Source organism: Arenibacter sp. F26102 (assembly GCF_023015865.1).
GTDB lineage: Bacteria > Bacteroidota > Bacteroidia > Flavobacteriales > Flavobacteriaceae > Arenibacter.
Genome location: NZ_JALKBC010000012.1, coordinates 1 through 17,534, shown reverse-complemented (window position 1 = coordinate 17,534; position 17,534 = coordinate 1). Strand labels below are relative to the sequence as shown.

At 39.4% G+C, this 17,534-nt stretch carries 15 protein-coding genes; 11 read left to right on the top strand and 4 right to left on the bottom strand.

Features of this window, described 5'->3' with window-relative positions:
• Window positions 1-589 precede the first annotated feature (589 nt).
• The 3 genes from MWU78_RS16115 (at window position 590) to MWU78_RS16105 (ending at window position 6,068) form a co-directional block, all read left to right on the top strand.
• Window positions 590-3,226 carry a glucosidase gene (locus MWU78_RS16115; RefSeq protein ID WP_246999583.1) on the top strand — a complete coding sequence of 879 codons (2,637 nt, stop codon included), beginning with the start codon at window positions 590-592 and terminating at the stop codon, window positions 3,224-3,226.
• Between the two features lie 198 nt (window positions 3,227-3,424).
• A complete protein-coding gene (locus MWU78_RS16110) occupies window positions 3,425-4,711 on the top strand; it encodes an acetylxylan esterase (protein ID WP_246999581.1) in 1,287 nt (428 codons plus the stop codon).
• Between the two features lie 67 nt (window positions 4,712-4,778).
• Window positions 4,779-6,068 carry a Gfo/Idh/MocA family oxidoreductase gene (locus MWU78_RS16105; RefSeq protein ID WP_246999579.1) on the top strand — a complete coding sequence of 430 codons (1,290 nt, stop codon included), beginning with the start codon at window positions 4,779-4,781 and terminating at the stop codon, window positions 6,066-6,068.
• Between the two features lie 657 nt (window positions 6,069-6,725).
• Here MWU78_RS16105 and MWU78_RS16100 read toward each other — a convergent pair.
• The gene (locus MWU78_RS16100; protein ID WP_246999577.1) at window positions 6,726-8,507 is read right to left on the bottom strand and encodes a PQQ-dependent sugar dehydrogenase; all 1,782 of its coding nucleotides are present in this window, start codon (window positions 8,505-8,507) and stop codon (window positions 6,726-6,728) included.
• 435 nt (window positions 8,508-8,942) lie between these two features.
• On the bottom strand, window positions 8,943-9,320 hold the full coding sequence (locus tag MWU78_RS16095) for a hypothetical protein (protein WP_246999575.1): 378 nt from the start codon (window positions 9,318-9,320) through the stop codon (window positions 8,943-8,945).
• 64 nt (window positions 9,321-9,384) lie between these two features.
• Here MWU78_RS16095 and xerA point away from each other — a divergent pair, with 64 nt between their 5' ends.
• Together xerA and MWU78_RS16085 are read left to right on the top strand one after the other, a co-directional pair.
• Entirely contained in the window at window positions 9,385-10,512 is a 1,128-nt protein-coding gene (xerA, locus tag MWU78_RS16090; RefSeq protein ID WP_246999574.1) for a site-specific tyrosine recombinase/integron integrase, read from the top strand.
• Between the two features lie 1,238 nt (window positions 10,513-11,750).
• A complete protein-coding gene (locus tag MWU78_RS16085) occupies window positions 11,751-12,131 on the top strand; it encodes a hypothetical protein (protein ID WP_246999572.1) in 381 nt (126 codons plus the stop codon).
• A 317-nt stretch (window positions 12,132-12,448) separates the two neighbouring features.
• Here the strand turns inward: MWU78_RS16085 and MWU78_RS16080 are convergent, their stop codons facing one another.
• Complete coding sequence (locus tag MWU78_RS16080) at window positions 12,449-12,697, bottom strand: hypothetical protein (RefSeq protein WP_246999569.1); 249 nt, start codon at window positions 12,695-12,697, stop codon at window positions 12,449-12,451.
• Between the two features lie 38 nt (window positions 12,698-12,735).
• On the opposite strand from MWU78_RS16080, the gene MWU78_RS16075 reads away from it, so the two are divergent.
• The 5 genes from MWU78_RS16075 to MWU78_RS16055 all read left to right on the top strand — a co-directional run bounded on the left by MWU78_RS16075 (window position 12,736) and on the right by MWU78_RS16055 (window position 15,665).
• Window positions 12,736-13,416 (top strand): hypothetical protein, encoded by a 681-nt coding sequence (locus MWU78_RS16075; RefSeq protein ID WP_246999567.1) that lies wholly within the window; start codon window positions 12,736-12,738, stop codon window positions 13,414-13,416.
• Between the two features lie 259 nt (window positions 13,417-13,675).
• The gene (locus tag MWU78_RS16070; protein ID WP_246999566.1) at window positions 13,676-14,143 is read left to right on the top strand and encodes a DUF4274 domain-containing protein; all 468 of its coding nucleotides are present in this window, start codon (window positions 13,676-13,678) and stop codon (window positions 14,141-14,143) included.
• A gap of 249 nt (window positions 14,144-14,392) precedes the next feature.
• Entirely contained in the window at window positions 14,393-14,737 is a 345-nt protein-coding gene (locus MWU78_RS16065; RefSeq protein WP_246999564.1) for a DUF3024 domain-containing protein, read from the top strand.
• A complete protein-coding gene (locus MWU78_RS16060) occupies window positions 14,730-15,176 on the top strand; it encodes a UPF0158 family protein (protein WP_246999562.1) in 447 nt (148 codons plus the stop codon). The genes MWU78_RS16065 and MWU78_RS16060 overlap by 8 nt, the downstream gene beginning before the upstream one ends.
• A 264-nt stretch (window positions 15,177-15,440) precedes the next feature.
• Window positions 15,441-15,665: a hypothetical protein gene (locus MWU78_RS16055; RefSeq protein ID WP_246999560.1), complete on the top strand. Its 225-nt coding sequence runs from the start codon at window positions 15,441-15,443 to the stop codon at window positions 15,663-15,665.
• 491 nt (window positions 15,666-16,156) lie between these two features.
• Here the strand turns inward: MWU78_RS16055 and MWU78_RS16050 are convergent, their stop codons facing one another.
• Window positions 16,157-16,405 (bottom strand): hypothetical protein, encoded by a 249-nt coding sequence (locus MWU78_RS16050; protein WP_246999558.1) that lies wholly within the window; start codon window positions 16,403-16,405, stop codon window positions 16,157-16,159.
• A gap of 45 nt (window positions 16,406-16,450) precedes the next feature.
• Here MWU78_RS16050 and MWU78_RS16045 point away from each other — a divergent pair, with 45 nt between their 5' ends.
• Window positions 16,451-17,386, top strand: coding sequence for a proline dehydrogenase family protein (locus MWU78_RS16045; RefSeq protein WP_246999556.1), 936 nt, complete (start codon window positions 16,451-16,453; stop codon window positions 17,384-17,386).
• Window positions 17,387-17,534: the final 148 nt, after the last annotated feature.

Below are 17,534 nucleotides of genomic sequence, written 5' to 3'. Positions count from 1 at the left end.
TAAAGTTAAGACCAGAAGCAACATTTATCAGTGGCAAATGAGAAAACCAGTCTATGTTAAAGTTGGAGAAGACATTAATGGCCTTTTATGAAAATTGGCTAGTGGAATTTTGACCTATAGGATTGCGACAATATCCTTCGGGTCATAACCCAAAGGCTTCAGCTAGACGCGGTAATACGGATATTAAAAAAGAATGGCTTTTATTGTGTAGAATTGGTATAAAAAAAAGAACCCTTACCGTCTCGTTTAAGCTCAAAACCACTGTATTGACGACCTATTTCACATTTTGTTGCACTTGTTCGGAGGATATTGTGCCTAATTGATGTTCTTCAGAATGTCTTTTCCCATTTATATCAAATATGATTTCATCAATTTAATATCAGTTTTATTTACAGGATAATAAAAGATTACGAATTGCAGTGCCAATTAGGTAATATTAAGCACTTTAGTGGCTCACTGATTAAATTAGCTTTATTTTTGCGCCTAACCAAGCAAAAAAGATCAACCTCTATACCGTCTTCAACTGTAAAGAACCGAACTCTTTTGAAAGCTGCGGTTTAAAAAAGCTGAAAATTAAAATATTATCTGAATGGCATATTTGACCCCGAAAATTGCTGAGGAAGAAAGACTGGCAGTACCCGACAACTACAAAAATTGGAAAAAATGGGGCCCTTATTTGGCCGAAAGACAATGGGGTACCGTTAGGGAGGATTATAGTGAAGATGGAGATGCATGGAATTTTGTAAATCACGAGAAGGCCCGTAGCAATGCCTATAGATGGGGCGAAGAAGGTATTGGCGGATTTTGCGACTCTAGGGAGATTTTATGCCTAGCACCTGCCTTTTGGAATGGTAAGGATGAACTTTTAAAAGAACGTTTGTTCGGACTTACCAATAATCAGGGGAATCATGGCGAGGATGTCAAAGAACTCTATTTTCATCAGGTATCCACACCTACACACTCCTACAGCAAATATCTTTACAAGTATCCACACAAGAAATTTCCTTATGTAGACCTGGTTAAAAATAATAATCGAAGCCGGGAAGAAGCGGAATATGAGCTTCTGGACACCAATAGTTTTAAGAATAATGCCTATTTCGATTGTTATATAGAATATGCCAAGGCCGATGTGGAGGATATTCTTATGAAGGTCACCATAGTCAACAGAGGCCGCAGAAAGGCCAATATACACGTGCTGCCACACCTTTGGTTCAGAAATTTCTGGAAGCACAACAAGCGATTTAAACGTCCGTCCATTAAATCCGTTGCAGACAACTGCGTGCAAGCCAGAAGTATAAGAAACGGCAGGCACTACCTTTATCACGAAAATGGCGAGCAACTCTTTTGCGAAAACGAGACCAACAACAAGCGTATTTATAATGTGCCCAATGAGGTGGAGTATGTGAAAGATGGTATAAATGATCATGTTGTAAACCGTAAGGACACCGTTAACCCTGAAAAGAATGGTTCCAAATCGGCCATCTGGCACATATTTAAGCTAAAGGCCGGTGAAGAGAAGAGTATTAGGGTACGTCTCAGCAAAAAGAAATTACAAGATCCCTGGGCAGATTTTGATGCTATATTTGAGGAAAGGATAAAGGAATGTGAGGAATTTTATAATAGTAAGCTAAAGAAAAACTTGCCCGAAACCCACCAAAAGATAGCCAAAAGTGCCTTCTCAGGTTTGTTATGGACCAAGCAATTCTATTACTATGATGTCTTTAAATGGCTTTTTGGAGGACCCGGTGAGTCAAAACCTAATAGGGTCAGTGCCAGGAATTTTAGTTGGCAACATCTTACCAATAGGCATGTAATATCTATGCCGGATAAATGGGAATATCCCTGGTATGCGGCTTGGGACCTTGCTTTTCATATGGTTTCCTTTGCAGAAATAGACCCCTATTTTGCCAAGGAACAATTACTGCTGGTATTACGGGAAAGCTATATGCACCCGAACGGACAAATTCCCGCCTATGAATGGAACTTTAGCGACGTTAACCCACCTGTCCACTCCTGGGCGGTTTGGAACGTATATGAAAAGGACAAACAAAGGAACGGTAAAGGGGATACCAAGTTTTTGGAAAATGCTTTTCAGAAACTACTCATCAATTTTACATGGTGGGTAAACCAAAAGGATAAACACGGTACCGATCTCTTTGAAGGTGGATTTTTGGGGCTGGATAACATAGGTGTGTTCGACCGTAATCATATGCCTGAAGGGGTGAGCAGAATGCAGCAGGCCGATGCCACCAGTTGGATGGCCATGTTTACAGTGAATATGCTGCGAATGTCACTGGAACTGGCTAAGACCAATAAAGTGTATGAGGAGTCCGCAGCCAAATTCTTCAGGCATTTCCTGAATATTGCCTGGGCCATGCACCACATAGGTAAAAAGGATATCTCACTTTGGGATGATGAGGACGATTTTTATTACGACGTGGTTGAACTTTCCAATGGGGCTACCAGTAGATTAAAGGTGCGTTCCTTGGTAGGTATAATTCCTTTATTTGCAGTTGAGATCATTCATAAGGACCTCTTTGAACAATTGAAGGAATTTAAGATAAGGGCAGCCGAAATTGTTCGTACTAGGCCAGATCTAGCTTCCTTGATCTCTAACATAGAAGAGGCCAATCCAGAAGGCAATTATATGTTTTCGATCATGCGTGCCTATAGGTTGGAAAAACTCTTGAAGCGCCTCTTGGACGAAGATGAATTTCTTTCGGACTTTGGTGTACGTTCACTTTCAAAATACCATAAAGAGCATCCTTTTGTATTTCAACACAATGGTCATTACACCATTCAATACGAACCTGGCGAGAGTCGCTCCAATATGTTCGGGGGCAACTCCAACTGGAGGGGGCCCATATGGATGCCGTTGAATTATATGATCATTCAATCTTTGCGAAAGTACTATACTTTCTACGGCCCAACCTATCAATATGAATTCCCCACGGGATCTGGTATCAAACTAAATTTAAAGGAAATAGCCAACGAGCTCACCAAGAGATTGGTAAAACTTTTTGAACATAATGCGGAAGGCAAATTCCAGTATCATGCCGATGATAAAAATAAACTTTACTCAAAAGATGAAAACTTTAGGAACCAACATCTATTTTACGAATTTTTTGATGGCGATAATGGTAAAGGGCTAGGTGCCTCGCATCAAACGGGATGGACAGCATTGATCGCCAATCTCATTATGGAAATGGAAGAATCCGAGTCCTAAGTCGGACATTTTATAAACACTTATTAAAATCTAGACCTCACATTGTGGGGTCTACTGCATTTAGGGACCAAAATTCCAACCTTATTTATTATCTTTCGACAGTGGTTGGGAATCATCACCCATTTTTTCCACATTAATTTAAGCATACTTCCCCAGTATAGCTGTATTGTTGTTCACAAACTAATTCTAAAGATTAAAATGAAAAAAATTACTTTATTTGCATGCTTTCTCCTTTTTAGTACTTATTTATTTGCCCAACCCCGCCAAGAATTGGTAGAAGTAATTGTTAGCCCAAACCATGCTGATTGGACTTACTCTATTGGCGAACAGGCAGAATTCACAATTTCTGTTTTTAAAAACAATGTTCTCCTGGACGATATTGAAATTAAGTATACCGTTCAACCCGATCCTGGGTACCGAACCTTAAAAATTTGGGATGAGGGTACTCGAACCCTTAAGAACAATTCCACCAAAATAAAGGCCAAAAAATTCACCGAACCGGGATTTCTCCGTTGCACCGCAACCGTTGAAGTAGATGGGAAGGAATATTCGTCCTATACCACGGTAGGTTTTGCTCCGGACAAAATACAGCCCACGACCACCTTACCAAAAGATTTTGAGTCGTTTTGGGACAAAGGCAAGGAAGAATTGAGCCGTGTACCAATGAACGCAGTACTTACCTTGATGCCGGAACGCTGTACGGACAAGGTGGATGTTTACCATGTGAAGTTGGACAATATAAAAGGTAAAATCTATGGCATTCTTACCAAACCCAAAAAGGCAGGAAAATACCCCGCCATCCTACATGTGCCCGGTGCCGGAATACGGCCATATTCCGGGGAAATTGACGAAGCAGCCGAAGGTTTTATCTCCTTTACCATTGGTATTCACGGCATACCCGTAAACTTAGATCAAAGTGTTTATGATAATCTTGGTAGGGGTGCCCTTAACGGTTACCAGACCTTTAATTTGGATGATAGGGATAATGCCTACTTCCGCCGTGTATATCTCGGGTGTGTTAGAGCTGTCGATTTTATTGAAAGTGTAGACGGATTTAATGGCGAAGATATTGCGGTTACAGGAGGTAGCCAAGGCGGTGCGCTTTCCATTGTGACCGCAAGTTTGGATAATAGAATTGATTATTTGGCCGCCTTTTACCCTGCCCTATCCGATATGACCGGATTTTTACATGGGCGTGCCGGAGGTTGGCCGCAGATTTTCGTGGACGAATTCCTGAACAAACCAGAAAAAATAGAAGTTTCCAAGTATTACGATGTCGTAAATTTTGCTCGTTTCGTAAAAGTACCGGGCTGGTACAGTTGGGGCTATAATGACAATGTATGCCCCCCTGCCTCTACCTATTCCGCTTATAATGTATTAACAGCACCAAAGGAATTACATCTTTTTCAAAAAACGCAGCATTGGACCTATCCTGAACAACAGGAATTGAGAAAAGAATGGCTATTTACGAAACTTAAGGAATAAGATAGATGGGGCGCCAAAGATATGGTTATGGCGTTTCTTATATTTAATTGAGTCAAACCAAGCGTACATGAAGTCAAAAGACCAACATCGTAGAGAATTTATAAAACAAAGTAGTTTGGGCCTATTGGGGCTAACCTTATTACCTTCGGCCTACGGCAGGATTGCTCCTAGCGATCGTCTAAGGGTAGCCCACATTGGCGTGGGCGGAATGGGCAACAGCCATATGAAATGGTTCAGCGCCCTGCCGGAAGTGGATGTAGTAGCTCTTTGTGACGTAGACGAAATGCACCTTGCAAGTAGCCTAAAAACAATGGAAACCCTTCAACCAGGGAAAAAGGTGAAAGGCTATGGTGATTTCAGAAATATTCTGGACCGAAATGATATTGATGCCATTACCTGTGCCACTCCCGACCATTGGCATGCACAGATCGCAACTTTGGCTTTTCAGGCAGGAAAAGATCTGTACGGTGAAAAACCGTTGTCCTATGATGTAAAAGAAGGGCAAATGATGCTCAATAATTTGGAAAAGCACAACCGTATTTTCCAAATGGGAACGCAGATACATGCTACCGATAATTACCATCGTGTGGTAGAAATTATAAAGTCGGGCGCCATTGGCAATGTACACACGGTTCGTTTATGGAAAACAGGGGCACCACCAAATTTGGGCAATCCCAAAAGTGTGGCCATCCCCAAGGGCCTTAATTGGGATATGTGGCTAGGACCTGCACCCTATGTAGATTATATGCCGGAGAAATGCCACTTTACGTATCGCTATTTCCTGGATTATTCCGGAGGCTTCTTTGCCGATTTCTGGTGCCATATTGCCGATGTTGCCTTCTGGGCCCTGGAACCCAAGGGTCTCAAAAGTATTGTTGCCCGAGGGGAAAAAGCCGAAGGCATCGCCGACACTCCAAAATGGATCGAAATTGATTATGAGTTCGACGGTTTAAAACTATATTGGACCAGTGAACCTCCAAATGTTCCCGGTGCCGCAGAGCGAGGAATAGGGGCCTATTTTGAAGGGGACAAAGGCAGTCTCATATGTGATTACAATACACGTGAAATTACCATCAATGGTGAAACCATGACCGATATCCCCGAGATTCCACAAAGCATTATCCGCTCTCCAGGGCACCAACAAAACTTTGTGGATTCCGTAAAATCCAGAACCCAACCCGAATCTAATCTGGCCTATGCCCGCACCATGACTATGCCCATGCATTTGGGCTTGATTTCATACAGATTGGGAAGGAAACTAAATTGGGATTCTGATAAGGAGAAATTTATTGGAGATTCGGAGGCCAATGGCCTTTTGTCCAGAAAACCTCGAAAACCCTGGCAATTGGTAAAGTAACCTTTATGGTATTTGAAAGGGGTAAACTAAAAGCAATGTAGTTATGTATAATTTAAACCTAGCCAAGGCTCTATAGGTCATATTGGATATTCTAAAAGGTTTCATAAAGATCAGTCCCCAAACTATTACCTATATTGGATGAAAAGGTGGAATAATCCAAGTTTCCATATGGTTTCTGTTTTTGCCTTGACCAAAAACAATTAGGGGCGAAAAACCATTTACGGTGTACCATAGTTTGGTCGAACCAGCTGTAAACAGTAACAACTCTATATCTAGCCCACTGGCCAATAGTGAAAACCACTTGTATTAGAGGTAAAATGAAAAAAAACTGAAAACCCAAAAAATAAAGCTTGTCAATGGGTCCCCTTATCCGCTGAATGGGTTTCAAAAGCTCCGATATCCAGCTTTTTTCTTTTAAAAAAGCGCGGAGTTTTGAAACCGGTTTTTAGATTAGATCTAAGAAATTCCTCGGAGTAGGTGTCTTTTCTCCTGCCCGACGGCAAGGCGGGTTTGTTTCGTTTTATTCATTGCCTGTTTATTTTGGAATAAGGTATTCATGAACCTCCTGCGCGGTTTCAATGGACAGCAATGAAATCAAAGAATGTAGAAATTTAAGCATCCACACCATCAAAATGTTCATACAATAACCCCACCGCTTTAGAGGTCTTTATTTTGTTCCTCTTTTTTCTTCTTTGCAAAGTATCTCCCCTGTTTTACATAGTAGGATCCCACAGGAGGGGCGTTATCACCAAATTCCCTTCTTATATAGGTCAGAATCTGGGCAATCTCTTCATCTTCCAAATAGTCCACCGGTGGCATAACTCCGTCAAAATATTTACCATTCACTTCAATAGGTCCGCTTAAACCACTCAATACGACATCTATTAAAATTTGCTGATCTCCTTTTACCCATTCCGAACCAGCAATGGGTGGAAACCTACTGCCATCACCTTTACCGTTGCTCATATGACATGTACCACAATATCTATTATATAATATTGCTCCTGCCTCTGCCCTAAGAGGTGTAAGATCGTCCTTAATTTCATCGGGTGTTTTTATATGAGGCAGTTTTTTGTGTTCTTCCATTTGTGCAAGTTGCCCTGGGCCAAAAGTCTTTTTATCGCCCTTATACATTACCCGCCATATCTTTCCATGCTCACTTTCGCTTAGATATAAGGAACCATCAGGTCCCATGGCAATTCCCATTGGTCGGTATCCAGCGTCGTCCGTATCAACAATTTTATCCACCTGTGTAAAACCTTCTGCAAATACTTCCCATTCACCAAATTTTCCATTTTTAAATGGGACAAAACCAATAAAATATCCCGCCTGCGGAAAAGGAGCTCTTATGGTGGACCCATGAAAAGCTATAAAAGCTCCATTTTTATAATGATCGGGAAATTGATCTCCTTGATAGAAATGAAGATCGTTGGGTGCCCAATGCCCAGGAAAACCAATTATAGGCTGCTCGTATTCAGCACCTTTACCTTCCTTTTTACCATCCCCGCCATATTCTGGATTAAGTAATTTTTTACCCTGCATATGATCGTAATAGTAGTATGGCCAACCAGCATCGGTCCCATCCTGAATCCGAAGAAATTCTTCCGAAGGCAACATAGCACTTTGCCAAGGCGAATACAAATCGGGCCAATTGCGGTGCATATTGTCCCTTCCGTGCTGCAGGGCATACAAGGTATTGTCGTGATGGTTCCAGTCCATCCCAACAACACTTCTAATTCCGGTCGCATAGCGGTAACCATCTTTTTGCACCTGACCGAGTTTATTGGCATCAAATTGCCAAATGCCACCGTGCCACTCCAACTCGGGACAAGGATCTAGACCCAAAGCACCCGGCATTCTATTTTGCTCTTTGGACTGACATACATCACCCGGAGAGCCAAATGGGACATACATATGTCCGTCATCATCAAAAGTCAGAGGCTTTGCTATATGCGAATATCCGTAAATGGAATTTTGATAATCATCAGTAAGTATAACTTCAGGTTCACTTTCCGGGATAAGTTTACCCCTCGTCAGTTTTTGTCTGTATACCGTACTGGCGGTGCTGTAATACAAAAAATCCTTATAAATGCGCATTCCAGTGGCATAGTAACCCTTTTGATCAAATACCCCAAACCGCTTTATGATATCCACTTTCCCATCATTATTGGTATCGCGAAGTCCAATATTTTCGCCCTCTTCATGGGCAAAACGCATTTTAATATAAATATCCCCATTTTTGTTAACGGCAAGATGGCGGGCAGGCCCAATACTATCTACCACCACAACGGCCTCAAAACCTTCAGGTAGGGCTAAACCACCATTATCAGGGTCGCCCGGAGGTAAGGCTTCAGTACACTGTACCAAAACACCGGCAATAAGGAGAATATATGGGATTATTTTAGAGCGGGATAGCATTCTGACCAATTTACGTTCCATTTTTTCAAGACTGAGGTGAGGAATAAAAATGCTATAAATTAGTTTATAATTCATTTAAGCTTCGCTACTAAAATTAGTATTAATTATTTGATTTTAAAAATTTGATTCCCCGAATGAAAATTTTCCGATATACACAAAATGCTAAACATGGTTCAACATACAGGTAACCATCAAAAAATTAAAAGAGAACAATTAAGTAGAACCATATCTCCATTGGGCGTGGTTAATGGATTTGGGCGTTCCCTCCTTCGTCGGGCGGGCCCTTGGCTATATCCCTTGCTTCACTGCGGGGATGCCGCCGCGGTCCCTGCCTAAAGGAGGCAGGCAGGCCTAACGCGGTATATTGAATCAAATAATAATATAAAAGTGTACCTGCTCATATTATTTGGTTAGCCCTTACATCATGTTAAAAAAAAGGATCTTAAATTGATTTCCTTATCTTTCCATATAGTCCTGCCAGATAACAAGAACATACTTCTCTTTTCCCTTATCTGCTATTTTCAAAAATCCATATTCATAAACAAAGAGGTAGACATCTCCCTTTTGGTTCTTCCAATAATGGGTAAAAAATTTTGGATCAAATCCTTCTTCAATAAGTTCGGATTTTCTTATTGTTGTATAACCGGATCTATTATATTTTTTCAGAAGTTTCCTGTTTATTTTCAATTGCCTATCCACCTTCAGATAAAAAGCTTCAGTTTCCTGCCGATTATCATATTGATTTATAGATCTGCATTTAGCGGAACAGAATATCTTATCCGATCGGCCTTTTACCAAAATATCGCAAACGGGACATCTTCTCTCATTATCCATTTGTAAACATATTTTATAGGTATAATATACGCTTTAAAGTCAGTTAATTAACTAAACTTGTCTTATGAATCCCTTAAAATCCATAACTCTTTACCATTTTATGATCCATAATCAAAAGATGATAGGAATAAAGTTTTCGCCAGACAAGCTTATTCAGGGTTTGATCAAGAGTCTTCCAGGGCCCAAATGGAGCGAAGAGTATAACATGGCCTACATCCCCAACACCAAGGGCAATCTTGGTATTATTTTCAACACTTTTAAGGGAGTGGTCTGGATCAATTATAATAGGTTCTTAGCAAACAAACCTGTAAATACGGCTAATGAATCTGTTGATGTGGAGTGGTTCAGAAAAAGAAAACCTATCCCCGAGTATAGACTTTGTCCGGAAGAATATCTTTTAAAACTGGAATTAAAAAAATATGCAAATAACACGGTTCGAACTTATGTACATTTTTTTGAACTGTTCATTAATCATTACAAGGAAAAAAATCTGAACGCCATTAATGAAAGTGATATACGGGCATTTCTTCAAAAACTGATACATAGAAACGTTTCAAATTCTTACTTAAATCAGGCCATTAACGCCATAAAATTCTATTATGAGGTAGTATTGGGAATGCCCAATCGATTTTATGAGATAGAGCGTCCTAGAAGGGAATTTAAACTTCCCACTGTAATTTCGAAAGAGGAAGTACTTACCATTATTGAAAACGCCAATAACTTAAAACATAAATGTATTATAGAGCTCTTATACAGTTCTGGCCTAAGAAGAAGTGAACTGTTGAACCTAAAAATAACTGATGTGGATAGTAAGCGAATGCTGATAAGGGTAGAAAGTGCCAAGGGGAATAAGGACAGATATACCTTATTATCCCAAACCGCATTGGAAGATCTTCGGATATATTTTAAGGAATGGAAGCCACAAAACTATTTATTCGAAGGACGTAAGGCAGGAAAATATTCTGCTGAAAGTGTGTTGCAAATAGTTAAGGGAGCCGCTGAAAGGGCAAGGATAAGTCAAAACGTTACTCCACATGTACTGCGTCATAGTTTTGCCACTCACCTATTGGAATCTGGTGTGGATCTAAGGCAGATCCAGGTACTTTTAGGACATGGCTCCAGTAAAACAACGGAAATATACACCCATGTGGCTACAAATTCTTTTAAAGGCATTAAAAATCCATTAGATTAGTGGTCACAAAATAGGAATATAGTAAGTTGTTACTATATCCGTACGTTGGCAAACATTTTGTACGAGTAGTAGAACTTGTCCTTAATCCACAATTCCGAGCGCCAAAACTCGGACGGAGTATTGACCTAACACTCATACGCAAATGGATTTTAGCTGGATTCGGAGGGCTACGGAGGGGTTCGCAAGGCCTTCTTACTCAGACGCACTCAGTACGCAATCAGTACGCTGACCTTTCTTACTCGCACCTATAATAAAAAAACGATTTGCCAACAAAACCTATGAAGTAATGCGGGCCTGGTGTCCGATCCCAAGTTTTGTCTATATTTATGAAGTCGCAAAATCTTTCCGATTTTGCTTTTGATATAATAAAGAAAAAAGAAAACCTAAAGCTTTTGCTTGGTGCATGACGGAATGGCAAGCACAGATCCGCCTCCGCACTACTCATAGCTCAGACCGTTAGCGGTAACTTGCTCTAAAATAATGAGCTGCTTAGGGTCTTCTTCTTTTTTGCTGCCTACGCTATAGTTTGACCAATCGGTGCGCAAGCAGAACGTTTATCAGGGCAGCAAAAAATCCACGGTTTACAAATCTCGGGATCAGGCTTTCTTAGGGTTTTGGGATTTAAAATAGAGCAACTTAAGGGCTTATCCTTTTGCCGCCAGTACGCAAGGGTTACGCAAGCAGTTCGCAGGTTGACTTTAGGCTCGGCCATCCCTTTCCAGGCTTTACAGAACGCCAAATTTTATTTGTGTTTACAATGGTCTCGGCTTAATTTTAAATGCGGCAAAATCCACGCGGATTGTTCCATTGGCTTGTACGTTAGAGTATGGTCCGGGCTGCAAGCAACCGCTAACATGGCCTATAATTCAGTCTTGCCTTTTTCAAAAGAGAAAATTCATTACTTTTAATCCGGCACGATTCCAACCTGAAAAATCCTAACGGATTTCCCAGACCGAAATCATAGCCTTAACGTTGCCAAACATTTTGGTTCAAGTAGAAAAGTCCGTCCTTTATCTCAAATTCTGTTTATTAAAACTCGAACGCACCCTGGATGTAACACTCAGGCGCCAATGGATTTTAGCTCGATTCGGAGGGCTACGGAGGGGTTCGCAAGGCCTTCTTACTCAGACGCACTCAAAACGCAAGCAGAACGCCAGCTTTTACTCGGACGGAAAAAGAAAAACGATTTGGCAACAAAACCTATGAAGTAATGCCGGACTGGTGTCCAATCCCAAGTTTTGTCTATATTTATAAAGTCGCAAAATCTTTCCGATTTTGCTTTTGAGATAATAAAGAAAAAAGAAAAACTAAAGCTTTTGCTTGGTGCGCACAGTAAGGGACAGTGCCTCTCTCCTCCCGCACTACTCATAGCTCAGACCGTTGCCAAACATTTTGGTTCAAGTAGAAAAGTCCATTCTTTACCCCAAATTCTGTTTATTAAAACTCGAACGCACCCTGGTTGTAACACTCAGGCGCAAATGGATTTTAGCTCGGTTCGGAGGGCTACGGAGGGGTTCACAAAGCCTTCTTACTCAGACGCACTCAAAGCGCAAGCGGTACGCCAGCTTTTACTTGGACGGAAAAAGAAAAACGATTTGGCAACAAAACCTATGAAGTAATGCGGGCCTGGTTCTCTATCCCAAGTTTTGTCTATATTTATAAAGTCGCAAAATCTTTCCGATTTTGCTTTTGAGATAATAAAGAAAAAAGAAAAACTAAAGCTTTTGCTTGGTGCGCACAGTAAGGGACAGTGCCTCTCTCCTCCCGCACTACTCATAGCTCAGACCGTTGCCAAACATTTTGGTAGAAGTAGAAATGTCCATCCTTTATCCCAAATTCTGTTTATTAAAACTCGAACGCACTCTGGATGTAATACTCAGACGCAAATGGATTTTAGCTCGATTCGGAGGGCTACGGAGGGGTTCGCAAAGCCTTCTTACTCAGACGCACTCAAAACGCAAGCAGAGCGCCAGCTTTTACTCGGACGGAAAAAGAAAAACGATTTGGCAACAAAACCTATGAAGTAATGCGGGCCTGGTGTCCAATCCCAAGTTTTGTCTATATTTATGAAGTCGCAAAATCTTTCCGATTTTGCTTTTGAGATAATAAAGAAAAAAGAAAACCCAAAGCTTTTGCTTGGTGCATGACGGAATGGCAAGCGCAGATCCGCCTCCGCACTACTCATAGCTCAGACCGTTGTATGCCATTATACCAAAAAAGTAAATGAACAAACTCCAAGACACTATTGTTCTCTTTATCAAGTTCGGGAGTGAGGAAAATATTAAATCGCTTTACGAAAATGGAATAGTGTATCTAAACACGATAGAATATTTTCAAAACCTAGAAGACAGAGGAGTTAGAGGAGATAAATTTGAAGGTACAGTAAACATTAAAAACTATGAAAGTACCGAAAAGTTGAGACTAGAAATAACGGACACGAAAGCAGGGGACAAAATGGACATAAAACCTAGCAAATTACAACTCCGACATTATGACCCTTATCCAAAAGGTAATTTGTATTCCTTGTATTGTATTAAGCGGTCGGACTTTTTAGATACCGACGAATTCACCATAGATTCCAAAGTAAAAGCATTTGGTTCTCATGCCTTGTTTATAAGAGGCACAAAGAAGTTTATTGACAAACTTACTTATGAAATTGAGAAATTGGATATGTCTTACATGGCAAAACCAGTAGAATATTATGACAATGAAAAGACCAATGGAGAGATAAATCTATTTCAAAAGGTTCAAGAATATAAGTATCAGAATGAATATCGGGTGATTGTACAAAATAATAGTCAGGAGCCTTTAAAAATATCAATTGGGAGTTTAAAAGAGTATTCGGAAATGTTCGCCCTCGACTCATTGGATGACTTAAATATACTAGCAAATAGAAAAAAATAACGGCATACAACAAAACCTAAACGTAATGCGGACTTTAGGGTTAAATCGAAAGGTCTGCGTATATTTATGAAGTCGCTAAATCTTATGGATTTAGCTTTGGACAAGAAAAAATAAAACTAAACAATAAGCTTTAGCTTCGTGCGCAGACGGAAACGAAAAGTTTCCTTGCCTCCGCACTACGCTTAGCCCAACCGTTGTGCTTAATGCTGAAAAAGAATAAAATCTATTGAAATAAGTGATAGTTCGACCTCATAAAATATTGCTGATTAAAAAACACTTTTTCGAATTCTCATTTAATGATGACATTGATAATGATGAAGAAACAATTCCCGATTTTGAAAAGTTTAAATCTTTAAACTCAGCGGAGCAGTATTATTTGGCGGACATATACAACTGGGACGATGGACCAATTGTTTTGCAATGGATTATTGACAGTCCAAAATGTGACAAGGGAACAGCTTGCAAGATTTTTTGGAGTGCTGAGCCAGATTACTACTATGACTTTACAGCCGAAACAATAGATGAATACGAAAAAGATGTTTGGAATTTACTTCAAAGCATTCTGAAAAGGTTTAAAGCGAATGATTTTGCTAAAAGCCGATTTAAGTTCATACCGACCGAAGAAGGTTATAAAACGGACTGGCCAACTAAATATGATATTTGGGAAATTCCAGCCGAATTGAAAAGCGGAATAAATGGAAAAAAACCGTTCGGATTTGGATTATGAATAGACAATCTGTGCGGAAAGCACTAAGCACAACAAAGCCTAAACGTAATGCGGGCTTTAGGGCTAAATCAAAAGGTCTGTGTATATTTATGATGTCGCTAAATCTTATGGATTTAGCTTTGGACAAGAAAAAATAAAACTAAACAATAAGCTTTAGCTTCGTGCGCAGACGGAAACGAAAAGTTTCCTTGCCTCCGCACTACGCTTAGCCCAGCCGTTGTGCGCAAGCTGAAAAAATATTTTAGTTGAATGAAAAATACCACGATTGACATTAACGAATCGACCATAAAAAAGTACGTGGAATCGTTACGCCCGGACAATCCAGAGATTCGTGCACAACTTGATTTTGGATATTCTTATGACGGAAAAGTTGTATTACTTTATGAAATTAGACCTGTTTGGAACAACCCTAAAGAACTGCAACAAATTGAATTTGCTAAAATTAGATTCTACAAGTCCAAACAAGAATGGAATCTATATTGGATGCGTGCTAGCGGAAAATGGGAATTGTACGAACCTTTTCCAAAATCAACACATTTGGAAAAAATCATAGAAATCATAAAAGAAGATAAACACCATTGCTTTTATGGATAATTCTCAAAAAAATATTGTCAAGGAAATTGCTGAAAATCTGGATTGTGGAAATAACTGCTATTACAATTCCAAAACAAACGAAATTGTTACCATTCCAAACTTCTCAAACACTTCAGACGAACAAAAATTAAAAGAATTTTTTCGAGATGACTTAAATAAGATAAATGACCACAAAGCGGATTTTATAAAATTCGAAGTATTAGAAAGCTTTGAGTCATTTAAAATAATGGAACGTTTCTCTGAACAAATGACGGACGAAAAATTCAAATTCAAATTGAGAGACATTTTAGAAAAGAAAAAACCTTTTCAGAATTTTAAAAATACTATCGACCAATCAGATTTTAGCCAAGAATGGTTTGATTTTAAACAGAATGAACTCGAAAAAATAGTAGAAATCCAATTAGAACGTGGAAAAGCCAGCGCACAACAAAACCTATAAACAATACTGGCTTCGGGCTTAATCGAATGGTTTACGTATTTTTATAAGGTCGCGAAATCTTTGGGATTTCGCTTTTGACAAGAAAAAGAAAAAACAAAACCAAAAGATTTCGCTATGTGCGTTGCGGAAAGCAAACGCTAGTTTGCTCCCGTACTGTTCATAGCTCAGACGTTGTAATCAATAGCTCAAAAATCAAATTAGTCTATTATGTGTAACAAGTTTTGATTTGCTGATACTAATAAGAGGTAAGTAAAATTTTATTTTATGAAAAATAGCAACCTTCTTCAAAGAATAGGAATTGTAATTATTATCCTTTCGTGGTCAGCAAGACTAATCGGTAAATTTTTGAGTGCTGAGACCGCTGAAATGTTATCTGATGTTCCTTTAATAAGTTTCTTGGGAATTGGAATCTGGACTGTTGGATTTTTTAAAAAAGAAAACGACAAGAAAAAAAAGGTTTCAACTGAAAATTCTTCTTCAGAATCTTAAAACAAAAAACCAAAAATCACGTGAATCGACTTTTGAGCAAGTTTGTATAAATGGATCTTACTCAAGGGAAATCGTTACGCAGATGGACTTTACTCGGACGAAAAATAAACAGAAATGGAATCGTTGGGGCTTACTGGTATGCGTCGCTACTGATTACAACAATGCCTAAACGTAATACGGGGTTTTGGGCTAAATCGAAAGGTCTGTGTATATTTATGAGGTCGCTAAATCTTTAGGATTTAGCTTTGGACAAAAAAAGAAAAAACAAAACCAAAAGCTTTAGCTTCGTGCGCAGACGGAAACGAAAAGGTTTCCTTGCCCCCGAACTACGCTTAGCCGAACCGTTGCCAAACATTTGGTAGGAGTAGAAAAGTCCATCCTTTATCCCAAATTCTGTTTATTAAAACTCGACCGCACCCTAGATGTAACACTCAGGCGCAAATGGATTTTAGCTTGATTCGGAGGGCTACGGAGGGGTTCGCAAAGCCTTCTTACTCAGACGCACTCAAAACGCAAGCAGAGCGCCAGCTTTTACTCGGACGGAAAAAGAAAAACGATTTGGCAACAAAACCTATGAAGTAATGCGGGCCTGGTGTCCAATCCCAAGTTTTGTCTATATTTATGAAGTCGCAAAATCTTTTCGATTTTGCTTTTGAAATAATAAAGAAAAAAGAAAACCCAAAGCTTTTGCTTGGTGCATGACGGAATGGCAAGCGCAGATCCGCCTCCGCACTACTCATAGCTCAGACCGTTGTGTGTAATGCAAAAAAAAACATTGAGAATTAATGGAACAAAGATTATTGAAAATCGGAGCTGATAGCTTAAAAAAAGCTGCTCTGAATGAAGATGCGAAAGAATTCATACTAAAAAACGAAACTTTATTTAAGGTTTTAAAAAAAGCTGCCGACAGATATATTGGCGGAGAAACCATAAATGAAACTTTATTATCAGTACGTAAATGGAATCAAAAGGGATTTGACGTAACAACTGATTTTATGGGCGAAAGCATACGAAATGAAAAAGACGCAAATGACGCAACAACTGAATTTGTGAATTTCGCTAAAGCAATTGGAAATGAAAAACTGAATTCTTCAATATCGCTAGACTTATCCCATATCGGTCTTCTTGTCTCAAATGAATTGGCTTTGGAAAACTTAAAAACCATATGCGAACAGGCTAGTAAAATCAATCAAGAAGTAATCATAAGTATGGAGGGAACTGACCGGACTGATAACATACTAAAAATCTATAAAGAAACTCTAAAAATCCACAAAAACTTAGGGATAACAATGCAAGCATATTTGCATAGAACAAAAGATGATTTCGAAGAAATATCTAAATTAACAGGTAGTATTAGAATGGTAAAAGGTGCTTATGAAACACCAAATGGACTTTCTATTGAACGTGGAGATAAATTGGACGAAATTTATTTGAATTATGTAGAACGACTTTTATCCAAAAACCATAAATGCTCAATTGCATCCCATCACGAAAAAATCCATCAAGAAACGATTAAACTGATTGATAAATATAAACCTTCAAACTACGTACTTGAACGACTTTTAGGTATAAGAAATGAAGAGTTGGAGCAATACAAAGACAGAGGTTATAATTCTCGAATTTATGTGGTTTATGGAAAGGAGTGGTATTTATATCTATGCAATCGCTGGGCGGAATATCCGTTGAATATATTTCAGGGAATAGCCGATATTGTGGAATAGCACTACACACAATAACTAAGCGTTCGTGTGGTCGGTACGGCCAAACATGAACGCAGTGTTGACTGAACCGGGTCCGGTTGTCCCTTACTATGGGGATTGCTATGGTTTAATGGAGTTTTTCAGATGGAACTTGTTGCCAGAGCGGGCC

What these genes read in the sequence shown, in the direction of transcription:
- MWU78_RS16115 (WP_246999583.1), top strand. Translation starts at nt 590, where the DNA reads ATGGCATATTTGACCCCGAAAATTGCTGAGGAAGAAAGACTGGCAGTA.
- MWU78_RS16110 (WP_246999581.1), top strand. Translation starts at nt 3,425, where the DNA reads ATGAAAAAAATTACTTTATTTGCATGCTTTCTCCTTTTTAGTACTTAT.
- MWU78_RS16105 (WP_246999579.1), top strand. Translation starts at nt 4,779, where the DNA reads ATGAAGTCAAAAGACCAACATCGTAGAGAATTTATAAAACAAAGTAGT.
- MWU78_RS16100 (WP_246999577.1), bottom strand. Translation starts at nt 8,507, where the DNA reads ATGGAACGTAAATTGGTCAGAATGCTATCCCGCTCTAAAATAATCCCA.
- MWU78_RS16095 (WP_246999575.1), bottom strand. Translation starts at nt 9,320, where the DNA reads ATGGATAATGAGAGAAGATGTCCCGTTTGCGATATTTTGGTAAAAGGC.
- xerA (WP_246999574.1), top strand. Translation starts at nt 9,385, where the DNA reads ATGAATCCCTTAAAATCCATAACTCTTTACCATTTTATGATCCATAAT.
- MWU78_RS16080 (WP_246999569.1), bottom strand. Translation starts at nt 12,697, where the DNA reads ATGAGTAGTGCGGAGGCGGATCTGCGCTTGCCATTCCGTCATGCACCA.
- MWU78_RS16075 (WP_246999567.1), top strand. Translation starts at nt 12,736, where the DNA reads ATGAACAAACTCCAAGACACTATTGTTCTCTTTATCAAGTTCGGGAGT.
- MWU78_RS16065 (WP_246999564.1), top strand. Translation starts at nt 14,393, where the DNA reads ATGAAAAATACCACGATTGACATTAACGAATCGACCATAAAAAAGTAC.
- MWU78_RS16060 (WP_246999562.1), top strand. Translation starts at nt 14,730, where the DNA reads ATGGATAATTCTCAAAAAAATATTGTCAAGGAAATTGCTGAAAATCTG.
- MWU78_RS16055 (WP_246999560.1), top strand. Translation starts at nt 15,441, where the DNA reads ATGAAAAATAGCAACCTTCTTCAAAGAATAGGAATTGTAATTATTATC.
- MWU78_RS16050 (WP_246999558.1), bottom strand. Translation starts at nt 16,405, where the DNA reads ATGAGTAGTGCGGAGGCGGATCTGCGCTTGCCATTCCGTCATGCACCA.
- MWU78_RS16045 (WP_246999556.1), top strand. Translation starts at nt 16,451, where the DNA reads ATGGAACAAAGATTATTGAAAATCGGAGCTGATAGCTTAAAAAAAGCT.